This window comes from Kingella negevensis, from assembly GCF_030177895.1.
Classification (GTDB): Bacteria; Pseudomonadota; Gammaproteobacteria; order Burkholderiales; family Neisseriaceae; genus Kingella_C; species Kingella_C negevensis.
In genome coordinates, this window is record NZ_CP123448.1 from 1,992,382 (window position 1) to 2,007,123 (window position 14,742).

At 45.7% G+C, this 14,742-nt stretch carries 18 protein-coding genes and 1 riboswitch; of the genes, 2 read left to right on the forward strand and 16 right to left on the reverse strand.

What is annotated here, in order from left to right:
• Positions 1 to 10: 10 nt before the first annotated feature.
• On the forward strand, positions 11 to 592 hold the full coding sequence (locus QEO93_RS10860; protein WP_032138060.1) for a hypothetical protein: 582 nt from the start codon (positions 11 to 13) through the stop codon (positions 590 to 592).
• Positions 593 to 704: 112 nt separating this feature from the next.
• Here the strand turns inward: QEO93_RS10860 and rapZ are convergent, their stop codons facing one another.
• The 12 genes from rapZ to QEO93_RS10920 all read right to left on the reverse strand — a co-directional run bounded on the left by rapZ (position 705) and on the right by QEO93_RS10920 (position 9,819).
• On the reverse strand, positions 705 to 1,550 hold the full coding sequence (gene rapZ / locus QEO93_RS10865) for an RNase adapter RapZ (protein ID WP_032138059.1): 846 nt from the start codon (positions 1,548 to 1,550) through the stop codon (positions 705 to 707).
• On the reverse strand, positions 1,531 to 2,496 hold the full coding sequence (gene hprK / locus QEO93_RS10870; protein ID WP_032138058.1) for an HPr(Ser) kinase/phosphatase: 966 nt from the start codon (positions 2,494 to 2,496) through the stop codon (positions 1,531 to 1,533). The genes rapZ and hprK overlap by 20 nt, the downstream gene beginning before the upstream one ends.
• 181 nt (positions 2,497 to 2,677) lie before the next feature.
• Complete coding sequence (ptsN, locus tag QEO93_RS10875; protein WP_032138057.1) at positions 2,678 to 3,124, reverse strand: PTS IIA-like nitrogen regulatory protein PtsN; 447 nt, start codon at positions 3,122 to 3,124, stop codon at positions 2,678 to 2,680.
• A gap of 143 nt (positions 3,125 to 3,267) precedes the next feature.
• Positions 3,268 to 4,266: a tRNA dihydrouridine(20/20a) synthase DusA gene (gene dusA, locus QEO93_RS10880; protein WP_032138056.1), complete on the reverse strand. Its 999-nt coding sequence runs from the start codon at positions 4,264 to 4,266 to the stop codon at positions 3,268 to 3,270.
• Between the two features lie 57 nt (positions 4,267 to 4,323).
• Positions 4,324 to 4,689: a hypothetical protein gene (locus tag QEO93_RS10885; RefSeq protein ID WP_032138055.1), complete on the reverse strand. Its 366-nt coding sequence runs from the start codon at positions 4,687 to 4,689 to the stop codon at positions 4,324 to 4,326.
• A gap of 117 nt (positions 4,690 to 4,806) precedes the next feature.
• Positions 4,807 to 5,628 carry an undecaprenyl-diphosphate phosphatase gene (locus QEO93_RS10890; protein WP_032138054.1) on the reverse strand — a complete coding sequence of 274 codons (822 nt, stop codon included), beginning with the start codon at positions 5,626 to 5,628 and terminating at the stop codon, positions 4,807 to 4,809.
• A 72-nt stretch (positions 5,629 to 5,700) separates the two neighbouring features.
• Positions 5,701 to 6,447, reverse strand: a complete 747-nt coding sequence (locus tag QEO93_RS10895) for a thiol:disulfide interchange protein DsbA/DsbL (protein WP_032138053.1) — start codon at positions 6,445 to 6,447, stop codon at positions 5,701 to 5,703.
• A gap of 16 nt (positions 6,448 to 6,463) precedes the next feature.
• Positions 6,464 to 7,402, reverse strand: a complete 939-nt coding sequence (locus QEO93_RS10900) for an SPOR domain-containing protein (RefSeq protein ID WP_081907045.1) — start codon at positions 7,400 to 7,402, stop codon at positions 6,464 to 6,466.
• A gap of 104 nt (positions 7,403 to 7,506) precedes the next feature.
• The gene (locus QEO93_RS10905; protein ID WP_032138051.1) at positions 7,507 to 9,009 is read right to left on the reverse strand and encodes a YifB family Mg chelatase-like AAA ATPase; all 1,503 of its coding nucleotides are present in this window, start codon (positions 9,007 to 9,009) and stop codon (positions 7,507 to 7,509) included.
• 10 nt (positions 9,010 to 9,019) lie between these two features.
• The gene (locus QEO93_RS10910; RefSeq protein ID WP_032136307.1) at positions 9,020 to 9,295 is read right to left on the reverse strand and encodes an accessory factor UbiK family protein; all 276 of its coding nucleotides are present in this window, start codon (positions 9,293 to 9,295) and stop codon (positions 9,020 to 9,022) included.
• A 72-nt stretch (positions 9,296 to 9,367) separates the two neighbouring features.
• Positions 9,368 to 9,550 carry a hypothetical protein gene (locus QEO93_RS10915; RefSeq protein ID WP_143445722.1) on the reverse strand — a complete coding sequence of 61 codons (183 nt, stop codon included), beginning with the start codon at positions 9,548 to 9,550 and terminating at the stop codon, positions 9,368 to 9,370.
• Between the two features lie 11 nt (positions 9,551 to 9,561).
• The gene (locus QEO93_RS10920; protein WP_032136306.1) at positions 9,562 to 9,819 is read right to left on the reverse strand and encodes a hypothetical protein; all 258 of its coding nucleotides are present in this window, start codon (positions 9,817 to 9,819) and stop codon (positions 9,562 to 9,564) included.
• 96 nt (positions 9,820 to 9,915) lie between these two features.
• On the opposite strand from QEO93_RS10920, the gene QEO93_RS10925 reads away from it, so the two are divergent.
• Positions 9,916 to 10,671, forward strand: coding sequence for an IS5 family transposase (locus QEO93_RS10925; RefSeq protein ID WP_284627592.1), 756 nt, complete (start codon positions 9,916 to 9,918; stop codon positions 10,669 to 10,671).
• On the opposite strand, the gene QEO93_RS10930 is transcribed toward QEO93_RS10925, so the two are convergent.
• From QEO93_RS10930 to pseG, 4 genes are all read right to left on the reverse strand, one after another.
• Positions 10,672 to 10,995 carry a hypothetical protein gene (locus QEO93_RS10930; RefSeq protein WP_143445723.1) on the reverse strand — a complete coding sequence of 108 codons (324 nt, stop codon included), beginning with the start codon at positions 10,993 to 10,995 and terminating at the stop codon, positions 10,672 to 10,674.
• Positions 10,996 to 11,052: 57 nt separating this feature from the next.
• Positions 11,053 to 12,222, reverse strand: coding sequence for a methionine adenosyltransferase (gene metK / locus QEO93_RS10935; RefSeq protein WP_032138204.1), 1,170 nt, complete (start codon positions 12,220 to 12,222; stop codon positions 11,053 to 11,055).
• 106 nt (positions 12,223 to 12,328) lie between these two features.
• Positions 12,329 to 12,442, reverse strand: a riboswitch (SAM-I-IV-variant riboswitch).
• A gap of 381 nt (positions 12,443 to 12,823) precedes the next feature.
• Positions 12,824 to 13,093, reverse strand: coding sequence for a hypothetical protein (locus QEO93_RS10940; RefSeq protein ID WP_032138203.1), 270 nt, complete (start codon positions 13,091 to 13,093; stop codon positions 12,824 to 12,826).
• Between the two features lie 67 nt (positions 13,094 to 13,160).
• Positions 13,161 to 14,738 (reverse strand): UDP-2,4-diacetamido-2,4,6-trideoxy-beta-L-altropyranose hydrolase, encoded by a 1,578-nt coding sequence (gene pseG / locus QEO93_RS10945; RefSeq protein ID WP_032138202.1) that lies wholly within the window; start codon positions 14,736 to 14,738, stop codon positions 13,161 to 13,163.
• Between the last annotated feature and the right edge of the window lie 4 nt (positions 14,739 to 14,742).

Sequence of the window (14,742 nt, forward strand, 5' to 3'; positions counted from 1 at the left end):
GGCTGCCTGAATGATGAAGATGAATGTATGGGATTTGTGCGTGGACGCGACTCAGGCGATGCGTTTACGTTATCGTCCGTTTGCGGAATTGTATTTTTATGGGCTGCCTGTTTTTGTGGTGGTAATGTTGGCGGTGGGCGTGGCGAATGCGATGGCTTATGCGCCGATTTTGGGGCATTCTTGGGGCGCGTTTGCGTTTGGTTTGGTGGCGGCGGTTACGCGTTGGCTGATTTTGACGCGTGCAGTTACTGATGTGCTGCACTATAAATATGGCAGCCCAAAAATTCCGTTTTTGGGTTATACCTTGGCAACTGAGGCTTTGGTTATCCCAACTATTTTTATGCTGCCGTTTCAGGAGCTTGCGCCTTTGGTAGGGATTTGGACGGCGTGGGCGGCTTGGGCGCAACTGGCTGGTTTTGCGGTAGTTAGCCGCCAAACGATTTGGCGTGTGTTGCTGGCTTATGTGGTTTATTGGCTGGTGTCTGGGCTGCTGATTAGTATTTTTTTGGCGGCGTTTATTTCGGACGGTTTGCTGAATGAGGCGGAAATTGTGAATAATTTGAATGAGTTTTTGCAAGTTGTGCCGAAGTAGATAAAAGTTTTCAGGCTGCATTTTGATTTCAAAATGCAGCCTGAAAACTTTTGTAAGACTCGTAAGATGGGATTTATCCCATGATTGTTGAATGATTTTGCAGCCTGAAAATTTATGAATCAAGCTGACGATGGCGCACCAACACCTGAAATTCATCACTCAATAATTTCCCCAGCGTTTCCGCAATGTAAACCGAGCGATGTTGTCCGCCCGTGCAGCCAATCCCCACGGTTACATAACTGCGGCTTTCGTCTTCCATGCGCGGCAACCAACGGCGCAAGAACGTTTCAATATCGCCAATCATCTCGCCAATCAAAGGCTGCTGGGACAAATAATCTTGAATGGGTTTGTCTTTGCCATTGAATGGGCGCAGCGTTGGGTCGTAATACGGATTGGGCAGACTGCGTACATCAAACACAAAATCAGCGTTCATCATCGCGCCATGCTTGAACCCGAACGATTCTATGCTGACGAGCAGACGTTCACGGCTCACATTCAGCCATTGTCCAACCATGCGGCGCAGTTGTTGCGCGTTGAGTTTGGACGTATCGATACAATAAGCTAAATCGCGCAGGGGCAGCAGCCATTCGCGTTCATAATGCAGACTTTCAGGCAGCGTGATATTTTCGTTGGCAAGTGGGTGGCTGCGGCGCGTTTCAGAAAAACGGCGTAACAGCACATCTTCAGCCGCCTCTAAAAACAGGATTTCTACTTCGTGTCCCTGTTCGCGCAATTCTTTGATTAACGCTTGTGCGTTGTCCACATTCAAATTGGAACGAACATCTACGCTAATCCCGAGTTTGCTGGTTTTCAGGCTGCCTGAAATATGCAAGCGGACTAATTCGGGCAACAGCGCGAGCGGCAAATTGTCCACACAATAAAAGCCGCTGTCTTCCAATAAATTTAGTGCAACGGTTTTGCCTGAACCCGACAAACCGCTAATCAAGATTATTTTCATGTTCTATTTCTTCGTCTTTCATCATCATCGCCTGATGGCGTTCAATAAATTCCTTGGTGCTGTCTTTGCCGCGCAGTTGCAAAATATAGTTGCGGACGGCAGCTTCCACGAGTACCGCTAAGTTTCGCCCTGCGGCAACGGGCAACATCACCGAACGGATTTTCACGTTCAAAATCGCTTCCGTTTCCGTGCGAATGCTCAAGCGGTCTAGCTGTTTCATGTAATCATCATCAGCTGGGACTAAGTTGATGATTAACTTGAGTTGTTTTTTGGGACGAATGCTGGTTTCGCCAAACATTTGCCTGATGTTCAATACGCCCAAGCCGCGCACTTCCAAAAAGTCGCGCAACATTGGGGGGCAACGTCCTTCCAATACTTCGGGCGCGGTGCGGTGCAGTTCCACAGCATCATCGGCGACTAAGCTGTGTCCGCGCGAAATCAGTTCCAACGCCAATTCGCTTTTGCCCAAGCCTGACGCGCCTGTGAGTAAAACGCCAATTTCATACACGTCCAAAAACACACCGTGCTTGACGGTGGATACCGCTAACACGCGCTGCAAATAAATTCGCAAAACGTCCATCAGATACGGGCTTTCCAGCTTGGACGTGAGCAGGGGGACGTTGTGCGTGTGGCAGTAATCACGCAAGTTTGGCGGCACGGGCAAATCGTTGGCGACAATCACGAGCGTCATCGGGAAGTTGAAGAGTTCGTCTAAGCTGGTGGGATTTTCGGCTTGTTCCAGTTTTTGTAGATAGGCAACTTCGGCAACGCCTAACACTTGCACTTGGTTGTGGTGGATAAAGTTTAGGTGTCCGACTAGGGCGAGGGCAGGGCGGTCGGTGTCAATCGCAATACGGTTGTCGCTGCCTGCCGTGCCTGCTGTCCACGACATTTGGAGTTTTTGCTGGTTGTCTTGGTAGAGTCGGCGCACGGATACGCTGGGCATAGGGTTTCCTTTTTTTTGTGTGTGAAATTTTTTGGTAGGAACAGGGTTTATCCCTGTCCATTTCCCCTTTCGGAAATTTGGACAAGGATAACACTTGTCCCTATCGAACAAAGATTTCAGACGATTTTCAGGCTGCAAACGTGTTTTCAGGCTGCCTGGAAGATAAAGGCAGCCTGAAAAATTATTGGGTTAAAAGCGCGTATGCTTTCATCGCACTATCGCAATGCAGCAAGGATTCACGCGTGTCTTTATCGGCAAACTTCGCGGCAAGGTGCGACAAAATTTCCAAATGTTCGCTAGTCGCTTCTTCGGGAACGAGCAGCACAAACACCAATGAAACAGGAATATTGTCGGGTGCATCAAAATTCACAGGCGTTTTCAGGCGGATAAACGCGCCCGTGGCAGCCTGAATGCTGGCGTGGCGACCGTGCGGCATGGCGACACCGTGTCCCAAACCTGTTGAACCCAGTCGTTCACGAGCAAACAGGCAGTCAAAAATATCGGTTTGCGATAATTCGCTTTCGGTGGCAATCAGTTGCGCCACTTGCTCAAAGAGTCGTTTTTTGCTGGTGGTTTCCATGTCTAACACAACATGGGCTAAAGGAAGAATTTCGCCAATGGCTTTCATATCTTTTGCTCAAAAATAGTTAGGCGCGAATTTTAACGCTTGCTAACATGGGCTACAATGTTTTAAATCAAATTTACATTTTTTCAGGCTGCGTTTTGGGGTGTTACGCAGCCTGAAAATGGAGCACACCCTACAACAATTTCTTAATCTTTCAGGCTGCGAGCCACATGTTCCCACGCTTCCAAAATCAATTCAGGGCGATTAGGTTTCAGTTGCTCTGCATCAGACAAAATATGTCGCCAAACACGTGCGCCGTTCAAGCCGTGCATAATGCCGAGATAATGGCGAACCATGTGTCGCAAAATGCTGCCGCGTCCTGCTGCAAGCTGAATTTGCGCGTATTCATACAGACGTTGCACTAGGGCTTCGTATGTGATTTCAGGCTGCGTGTCGCCATAAAATAGGCTGTCCCAATGCTGCATTATCATGGGGTTGTGATAGGCTTCGCGCCCAACCATCACGCCATCAACATGGCGCAAGTGTTCGGCGATTTCTTCATTGGTTTTCACACCGCCGTTAATCAGAATTTCTAAATCGGGGAACTCGTTTTTTAGGCGATAAACGTAATCGTATCGCAAAGGTGGAATATCACGGTTTTCTTTGGGCGACAAGCCGTCTAGCCATGCGTTGCGTGCGTGGACGATGAAAGTGCGGCAGGGGGTTTTGTCGCGTAGTGTGCCAACAAATTCGGCAAGCGGCTCGTATTCGGTTTGTTTGTCTAAACCGATTCGGTGTTTGATGGTTACGGCGTAATCAGGCGCAGCGTCTTGCATGGCGTTCAGGCAGTTTGAAACGAGTTCGACTTCGTTCATCAAACACGCGCCAAACGCGCCTTTTTGGACGCGTGGGCTGGGGCAGCCGCAGTTTAGGTTGATTTCATCGTAGCCGTATTCTGCGGCTTTTGCGCTGGCGTTGGCGAGCAATTTGGGTTCGCTGCCGCCCAGTTGCAAGGCGACTGGGTTTTCGCATTCGTTGCGGTGCAAAAAGCGGTCTGGGTCGCCATACACAATCGCGCCTGCGTTTACCATTTCGGTGTAGAGCCATGTATGGCGTGTGATTTGGCGTGCCATGTAGCGGTAGTGGCGGTCTGTCCAGTCCAGCATGGGCGCGACTGAGAGTGTGCGTTTGGGAAGTGTTTTCATGTTTTTTGGGTTTGCAATATAAAACGCCGTTTCAGGCTGCCTGAAACGGCGGTTTGGTTAAAAATCGACTAATTTTTCTGCGGCAAATACGGAACGGCGACAAATGGAGATATTAGCCGTTGCGCGGTCTGCAACCAGATAGATAAAGGTGTTTTCTTTTTCGGAGCAGGGACAGATGAGGTGGATTTGTTTGTACATGTTCACTTGAATATCGTGGATAACATCGTCAATCTGAACCATTTTAAGAATTTTTGATTTTGCTCGAATAATGTCTACGCAACCAGCTGAGGCAATTTCCAAGTCAAAGCTAGAGCCTGGGGATGTGCTGTATGCCATCATCATGCCGCTGCTGGCATCGACAATCGCTACACCTAGCACGCCTTTTAGTTTGGCAAGCGCAGTTGTAATTTCATTTAAGGTCATATCACATGCTTTCTTTATAAACTGAATTCTATCTTTGACAAATATTGCGTATTTTCGCCTAAATTCAGTCTGCTGAGAATAGGGAAGAGGAGATTTTTTTAGTGGTCTTGTTTTAAATCAATCCCATTTTACCCAGCCCATGACGGCAGTTAGCCAGATGAGTGCGCCGAAAATGATGCGGTAGTAAGCGAAGGGGACGTAGTTTTTGGTAGACACAAATTTCAGCAAGGCTTTCACGGCAACCAAACCTGAAATGAATGCCATCACAAAGCCTACTGCAATGATGCCGATGCTGTCTGCAGTGAAATTTTCCCAGTTTTTATAGATGTCGTAACCAGAAGCAGCGACCATCATGGGAACGGCTAGGAAAAATGAAAATTCTGTTGCCGCTTTGCGGTCGATGCCCCACAGCATACCGCCCATGATGGTACTGCCTGAACGTGAAGTGCCAGGAATCAACGCCAACACTTGCGCTAAACCAACCATCAGCGCGTCAATTGGACGCATATTATCAACGTTTTTCACTTTTGGCTCACGATTGATGGTGCGTTTTTCAATCCACAGCATCAAGAAACCGCCAATCACCAGCGTTGTTGCGACTACTAATGGGCTGAACAATGCGCCTTTGATGATTTTGTGAAACAGCAATCCCATCACGGCGGCAGGGATAAAGGCGATGGCTAAATTCAGCACAAATTTATTGGCGTTGCTGTCGCGACCAATGTGCGTGATGACGTGTGCGAAACGTTGGCGATATTCGTAAATCACCGCTAAAATCGCACCCAACTGAATCACAATATCAAAAGCCTCGCTTTGATTATGAAAGCCAATCAAACTTTCAGATACGATTAAATGCCCTGTGCTGGAAATCGGCAAAAATTCAGTGATGCCTTCCACAATGCCCAGAAACAGGGCTTTCATCAAAATCACAATATCCATTTTATTTCTCTAAAAAAACAGTTTCAGGCAGCCTGAAAAAGATTTTCAGGCTGCCTGATAGATTAGGCTACATTATTGGTTAGCCGCTTGCACCAAACGTGCGCCCCAGCTTTTTACGGGTTTTGCTGCAGCAGCGGCAGGTTGGCTAGCATCTGCAGACGCAGCAGAAACAGCTTTTGCAGAAGGTGCAGGCATACCGCGCTCTTGGCGTACTTTAGCAATCAAATCATCAATCGTTTTCATGCCAGCAGCGTAGTCAGATTTAAAAATTACTTTGTATTTGCCACCCACAACAACGGTTGGGGTACCACTAATGCCGTATTCTTCCGTCCAAACAGCCATTTGTTTCGCGGCAGGTTCATTGCTGAATGAATTGTATGCAGCTAAAACTTTTTTGCCATCAAATGCGGTTTGCGTTTGTAACCATTGGTTTAATGCTTCAGGCTCATACAACGGCAAACGTTTGGTTATCAACGCATCAAAAATCACGCCATCAGCTTGTTCTGCTTGATTGGTTTGTTTGATAGCGGCTGCCAAACGCGCCAAAGTCATGTCGCGCTGAGGCTCCCAAACGATGTGTTCTAAACGCCAAACGGTATCAGAAGGGAATGTTTTAGCGTGTTTTGAAATCTCAGGGTACAGCTCCGCACAGTGTGGGCACCAGTAAGCATAAAACTCGGTTACTTCAATTTTGTCTTTTTGCACAGGTGCAACTTCAACAGGCATCAAGATGTAATCTTCGCCTTCAGTCAAAGCCATAGCAGGCGCAGCCAAACCAAAAGACAACGCTGCTGCTAAAAATAATTTTTTGTATTTCATAATCTTTCCTAAAAGTTTATTGTTGTTGATGAGTATAGGTTTTCACACCATTTTCGTGCAATTTTTGAAGTGTTTTATCCGCATTTTTGCCTTTCAACATATCCGTTTGAACGCGGTAAATGGTTCGTTTGCCATTTTGAACAGAAACAATTTTGGTTTTAACACCCATTTCAGCCAGTTTAGCACTTTGCGCTTCAGCCATTTCACGTTTGTGATAAGCCCCAGCTTGAATGCTTACTTGTGCATTTTTATTGGTTGTTTCAGCTTTTTTGTTTTTAGGCTGCTTTTTAGCCACTGATTCCGCTTTTGTGCCATCAATCACAGGCGCAGGCTCATGCGTTTTTTTCTTTTTCTCTGGTTGAACACGCGCTTCAGCAACTTCTTTTTTCACTTGCTCTTCACGACGAGATTGCTCAAGAGCCAGTTTTTCTTCCGCAGCCGCTTTTCTTGCAGCCGCCTCTTCCAAGCGTTTTTTACTACGTGCTTCACGGCGCGTTTCCGCAGGATTTTCCGCAGCAACTATTTCCAATTCGGTATTTTCAGGCTGCAAACGATTACGGCGAGATTTACGCGGTTGCACCGTTTCAGGCTGTTCAGTTGCTGCACCCAAAACGGGGTCAATCATCGTATCGGCTGGTTTAGGTTCTTTTTTAGTCTCTTTAACCAATTTCAAAGGTTTTTTGACAGGCGTTTTCACAACTTCGCTTGCAGCCAGATTTTCTTGCGTTTCCGTTTCATCTTGCTTCAGCGCATGTTGTTGGCTATTTGATGCCCCCATCGGCGTTAAAGTTTCCGTAGCAGGCTTTTCCATCATTTTCGCGGCGGGGTGAGGCTTTTTAAAATTGTGGTCACCATTGTCCAGCGTGAGCACCAACACCACCAACATAATCAGCAAAGCGACAGAACCCAACATAAAACTGAGCAGACCATTACCCTGTTGTTTCTGAGAATACATCAGTTTGCCCTTTGAAAAATATTAAAAAACAGTTTTCAGGCAGCCTGAAAACTAAATCGCGCATTTTATCAAATATTGCTAAACGCGTGTTTACTTTCACAAAATTACAACGCCCGTCTAAACCCAATCGCCCGCAAAACATGCACCCGCGTTACCACATCATCGCCAGCTAAATCCGCCAACGTCCGCGCCACGCGCAAAATACGATGAAAACTCCGCGCCGACAAACTCAGTTTTTCCAGCATTTCGCCCAACGCATTTTTCGCTTCCGCGCTGATGTTTGCCACCGTATCCAATTCCGTTGGATTGAGTGCCGCATTGGTTTTGCTTTGTCGCTGAAACTGCTTTGCGCGCGCAGCCTGAACGCGTTGCAACACTGTTGCGCTGTCTTCGCCCATTTGCGCGCTGACCAAATCTGCTGCAGGCAACGCAGGCACTTCAATTGTCAAATCAATGCGATCGAGCAGAGGACCAGAAATTCTATCGCGGTATCGTTGCACCGCATCGGGCGTGCAACGGCACGGTTTGGCAGGGTGCCCCAAATAGCCGCACGGACACGGGTTCATTGCTGCAACTAATTGAAATTTCGCAGGATAAGTCGCCTGACGACTGGCGCGTGAAATGTGAATTTCGCCACTTTCTAATGGTTCGCGCAGCATTTCCAACACCTTACGGTCAAATTCAGGCAGCTCGTCTAAAAACAAAACGCCGTTGTGCGCTAATGAAATTTCGCCGGGTTTCGGGTCTGAGCCACCGCCAACCAACGCGGCTGAACTGGCGGAATGGTGCGGACTGCGGAATGGTCGGCGTGAATCGTGTTTCAGGCTGCCTGAAAAGTTGGGCAGCAAGGAACGCAACGCCCAAGTTTCCAGCAATTCTTCATCGGAAAGCGGTGGCAAGATAGACGGCAAGCGTTGTGCCAACATGGATTTGCCTGTTCCCGGAGGGCCGAGCATTAACAAGCTGTGTCCGCCTGCTGCGGCAAGTTCCAACGCCAATCGCGCGGTGTGTTGCCCTTTCACATCACGCAAATCAGGCAGCGTGATATTTTCAGGTTGCCTGAAATCTTCGGTAATTTTTTGGTATGACAGGGGTTTTGTGCCGTTTAAATGCGCGGCAACTTCGTTCAGGCTGCGTGCGCCATACACGCGAATGCCGTCAATCACGGCGGCGGAAGCGGCGTTGTCTTGCGGCAACAAAAATGCGCGGTTGGCTTGTTTGCCTTGCCACGCCATTGCCAACGCACCGCGAACGGGTCGCAATGCGCCTGAAAGGGCTAGTTCGCCTGCAAATTCATAGTCTGCCAACACATCGGGCGCGATTTGTGCGGACGCTGCCAAAATGCCCACGGCAATCGGCAAGTCAAAACGGGCGGATTCTTTGGGTAAATCGGCTGGCGCGAGATTGACGGTGATTTTTTGCGCTGGAAAATCGAAACCGCTTTGGATAATGGCAGCGCGAACGCGGTCGCGGCTTTCTTTCACTTCGGTGTCTGGCAATCCGACAATGTTAAATTGCGGCAAACCGTTGGCAAGGTGGACTTCCACTTCGACCAACGGTGCGTTCATGCCATTTAAGGCGCGGCTGTTTACGGCAGCAAAACTCATTCAGGCTGCCTTATTTTTTGCTTTTAGACGGGGTTTTGCTGTCGGCTAAATCGCTGAGTTTGGTTTCTAGCTCGGCGATTTTGGCTTCTAATTCAACCAGTTTCATGCGTGTTTTGATTAAGATTTGTTGTTGAACGTCAAATTCTTCGCGTGTAACCAAGTCCATTTTGTTGAACGCGCTGCTCATCATGGCTTTGGCGTTTTTTTCTATGTCTTTCACTGGGCTGTTGGCTAGGGTTTCGCTGATTTTGTTAGCAGTTTCTTCAAAGAGTTGTTTGGCAATCATGGAGGGTCTTTCTTTGGGTTTAGTAAAGGTTTCAGGCTGCGTTTGAATATAAATGTAGCCTGAAAAGGAATTTTATAATAAGCCGTTGCATCTATAACGTAGAGCAATTTTGTATTGAATTTGTGCTACACGATGGTCAATATTGTTACCTTTTTCTGGCTCTCCTTGCTCCAGAGCACGAAGTAATATTTTCATTGATAATTCATGCAACTCAGTAGGATTAACGCGTGGTGGTATACGTTTAATATTTTTCATTTTTATTCCAATCATTTGTTCTGAACATATTTTTCAAAATATTTCATGGATTTGCTATTGGTGGATAAATCAAATTCCATATTAACAGGAATGCCATTCTCTTTCCACCATTTTGCTCCCTCTTCATTTGAAACAATATCCAAAATATCTTCGCAATTTCTTAAAAAATCAGGTAAATGCAAGCCTTGAGGAATAGGGGCATTAAAGCCTAATCTAGCCCATGAATAACAGCCATTTAAATCTTGATTGGCGCCTCCATCTGCATACAAATAAAAGTAACTAAAGCCTAGGGGCTATTGACAATTCAAAAAAAGAGGCAAAGGATATAAGATATTGTTTCCATACAACCATCCTAAACCTTTGCCATGTCCCGAAACACGCTTACAAATGAAACATGGTCAAGACTGTTGCCTATTTTGAAACAGCTTGGCATTTATCGCAAGAAAAATTTACGCAAAACAGTAGAAGGTATCCTGTTTCGCTTACGTACAGGCTGCCAATGGGCTGATATACCTAGTTATTTTGGTAAAGCAAACAGCCTTTACCAAAGTTTCAATCGCTGGTCTAAACGCGGTATTTTTACCAAATTATTTAAACATTTGGCAGATACACCCGATATGGAATGGGTCTTTATGGACGGTAGTCATATCCGTGTTCATCAACACGGCATGGGTAAAAAATCCATTGTGCATCAAGCTGTCGGTAAGAGTATCGGAGGTCATACGTCTAAAATTCATTTAGCGGTTGATGCTTGTGGTAATCCAATTGAATTTATGATTACAGCTGGTAATGTAAATGATATTGTTGTTGGGCCTGATTTATTGGCACAATTGGACTTAAGTGATAATGAAACCGTGTGTGCTGATAGAGGTTTTGACAGTGATACTTTTCGTCGGTTAATTCATTCTAAACAAAGTAAAGCCAATATTCCATATAAGAAAAATAGAGAACATCTTAATGTGGACACAGATTGGTATTTATATAAAATCAGGCACTTGGTAGAAAACGCTTTTGCACGATTAAAGCATTTTCGTGCGCTGGCAACACGGTACGATAAATTAAAACGTAATTATGAAAGTACCGTGTCATTAGCTTGTGCTTTGATTTGGTTGAAATTATAGCTAAAATGTCATTAGCCCTAGCTCTGTGGCTTTTTTGATTTGATTTTGTAGCATTTGTGTTACAAATTTCTGATTGTGATATTCTGACTTTAAAACTAATAATCTAGTGTAAAAATATAATGAAATATTATCATCTTCGTCATAACGAATTTGTTGCCAGATAGGGTCTTCAAAAAAATCGTGTTCGGTATATAAATCATAATCTTTTACGATTAATTTCGCTCCATCAGGCGCACCTGCTAAACGAATAAAATCATCATTTGTGAAATCCTGATATTCGCCATCAAGTTCAATTTCTACTTTGCCCGTAAATGAATAATCCATATTTTTTCCATGCAAAACGCAGCCTGAAAACATTTTCAGGCTGCGTTTTGGATTTGATTACAACCCAGCCGCTTTTTTCAATTCAGCCGCTTTGTCGGTACGTTCCCAAGTAAACTCAGGTTCTTCACGACCAAAGTGTCCGTAAGCAGCAGATTTGCTGTAAATCGGGCGTAGCAAATCCAGCATTTGAATAATGCCTTTTGGACGCAAATCAAAGTGTTCGCGCACCAATTTAATCAATGCTGCTTCGTTCAATTTACCTGTGCCGAAGGTGTCCACAGAAATAGAAGTTGGCTCAGCGATACCAATCGCGTAAGACACTTGAATTTGGCATTGTGTCGCCAAACCAGCCGCCACGATGTTTTTCGCCACATAGCGGCAAGCATAAGCCGCAGAGCGGTCCACTTTGCTTGGGTCTTTACCAGAGAACGCGCCGCCGCCGTGTGGGGCTGCACCGCCGTAAGTGTCCACAATGATTTTGCGACCTGTCAAACCGCAGTCGCCTTGCGGGCCGCCGATGATGAACGAGCCTGTTGGGTTGATGAAGTATTTGGTTTCGGGCGTAATCAAGTCTTTTGGCAACACGGGGAAAATGATGTGTTCTTTCACCGCCGCGCACAAATCTTCGTGGCTGATGGATTCGTCGTGTTGCGTGGATAAAACCACGGTGTCAATGCGGGTTACGCGACCTGTTTCGTGGTCGTATGCAACGGTTAATTGAGCTTTGGCATCAGGGCGCAACCATGGCAATAAGCCGCTTTTGCGTACTTCGCTTTGGCGTTGCATTAAGCGGTGGCTGTAGTAAATAGCAAATGGCATTAATGCTGGGGTTTCATCGCATGCGTAGCCGAACATTAAGCCTTGGTCGCCTGCGCCTTGGTTCAGGTCTAAGCCTTCGCCTTCGTTCACGCCTTGGGCGATGTCTGGCGATTGTTCGCCGTAGTTCAGCACTAATTTGAAAGTGTCAGCAGCGAAGCCTAATTTTGGGTCGTTATAACCGATTTTGCGCACGGTTTCGCGGGCAACTTGTTCGTAGTCCACTTTTGCGGTGGTGGTGATTTCGCCTGCCAATACGCACAAATCAGTTGCAACCAAAGTTTCTGCGGCAACGCGGGCTTTGGGGTCTTGCGCGAAAATTGCGTCTAAGATTGCGTCTGAAATTTGGTCAGCAACTTTGTCTGGGTGACCTTCTGACACGGATTCTGATGTGAATAGATATTCGCTCATGTTTTTTCCTTTAATTAATATAAAGATAAGTTTCACGCAGCCTGAAAATTGTTTTCAGGCTGCGTTGGAATTTGTTTTGTTTGCGATAGACAAAAAAATTCCCGCATTAAGCGGGTTTGGATTGCTCTTGTGAGCCACATCGGTTTATTTTAAACCGTCCACCTTACTGCTCTTTTTGAACAGCAGGTTGGCATGGAATTCCCAACTCTTAATGCAATGGCGCATAGTAGCAAATTATGGTTTTTTGGGCAAGGCAGCCTGAAAGGTGCGGGGAGATTTTTCAGGCGTCTTATTTTTTAAAGTTGAAATATAGTTATCGCACCAAGCAGAAGGGTGTCTTAATTTATGTCTTTCGGCATTCTTTATATTTTCATTAGTACTGTTTTTTAATTGTGTTTCAATAAGATTATTTAGCCCAAATGTACACGCGTTAATAATAATGTCTGTATTTTTTTCTAGGCGGTTATTAAAACATTCTTTTCCTCTATTATATTACGCCATAATTCTCTGAAACACTTTTTTTGTTTTAGAACGATTTGTTTCTCCCTTTAAACATTGGTATTGAATAAGATTAATAAGAAAAATAGAATAATTTTTAGACTTAATATTTTCTAATGTTTTTACCTGTTTTCCCTTTTGCTGGAGCGAGTTTATTTCTATCATCTTCATATTCATCTTTATGCGAGGATTCAAGTATAACAATGATTTTGTATGAGTCTTCAATATGTTTTTTAGATATTTCTCTTTTGAAACCATCTTTTAGCTCTTTTAATTTTCCAACATATTGGTCAGGACAAGCACCTTTATTAAAAATGTCTTCACCTAAAATCTTTTTAACATAGTCTTCAAAAGTGATTTCGTTGTTTGCCATTTTTCATTCCTTCTGTAATTTGAATCAAAATAAATATTTTATATTCTAAGCTGCATTCGCATAATAATTAAAACAAAAACTTATCCGCCAGTAATTCAAATTGCACCACATTATCTTTTTCAGGCAGCCTGAAAAATCCCAGCTTTTCATGCAATTTCAAACTAGCGATATTGTGCGGTAAAACTTGCCCGGTAATTTTTGCTGCGCCCAATTCCGCAAACGCCCACGCCAAAGCCAGCCGCCCCATGCGTGAACCTTGTCCACGCGAACACGTTGGCGCGAGATAGAAACCCCATTCCCAAATATTTTCTGATTGGTGCGTAAAACTCACATAACCTTGCGCGACACCATTCACTTGATAAATCAACATGATAAAGTCAGGATTGCCCAACTGTTTCGCAAACCAAGCCGCGTGATTTTCCCAAATCAATTCATCGGTGTTAAACATAAATTTCCGAATATCAACATGATTGCGCCATTCAAAAATTTGGCGGCAATCGTCCAATGTGGCGCGGCGAATGTTGGCGAAATCCGCGTTTTTCGTTAAATCTTCAATGTGTTGCGCGACACGTTTCGCACCAAGCTCATCACACAAACGCGCGGCCTTTTCCGACATTTGCGCCAAATTTTCAGGCTGCCTGAAATGCGCCACGCATTCGGCAAATTTCGGCGTATCAATTTCCTGCGCATGTAGCGAAATCGCCGCGCCAACTTGTTGTAATTGCTCCGCAATCGTGCGTTGATTGTCGGCAATAACCAGCAGCAAAGTCGGCAAACCCAAACAGCAACGCTCCCAAGATGTGCTGCCAGCCGCGCCAATCGCCCAATCGGCTTGCGCCATCAGTTCCGCCATATTGTTTGCGTTTACAAGCACTTGGCACTCAAACGGTGCGGTTTCGGCGAATTGGCGAATGCTGTTGATGTGGGGCGCGGTTTTGCCCATAACTATGGTAATTTTCAGGCTGCCTGAATTTTGTTTTTTCAATGATTTCAATATAGATAGCGTGTAATTGTCTTTGTCTACGCCGCCTAAATTGATTAACACATTTTGCGTTTGCAGGCTGCCTGAAACGGTTTTTCTTCGCGCTAAACTGGTTTCGCGGAATGTCGCAAATTCATCACGCAACAGCGCGTATCGTGTGTCAGCCAACACGCGGCAGGTTTCAGGCAGCAAGTGGGCGTAATCTTGCGCGGTGTGGGCGTGGTTTTGGTCAAGCAGCAAATCGGCAGTGTGTGGGCGGTCGTGCAAATCGTCTATCACCATGATTTTGCTGCCAAAAATATTTTTAGCGGCGTTCTGCCAAATCGCGGAAAGCGCGTAATGGTCGGCGATAATCCAGTCGGGCGACAAGGCGCGAATGTGCGTTTCGCAATCGGCAATATCTTGCGCTTGCGTTGTGCCGAGCCATGCGGAATGGGGAAATTGGGGTTCGTTTTCGGTTTGCAGGCTGCCTGAAAATTTAGGCAGTAACACGCATTCAAAGCCTTGTTCGCGCACAAAATCTGCCAAATGACCAACGTGTTCGCGTGTGATAAATTGCACGAAATGCCCATTTTCGCGCAAGGTTTTGGCGAGCGTTAAGCAGCGCATGATGTGTCCGCTACCGATTTGTAAACTGGCGTCTGCGCGAATGATGAATTTCATGGGT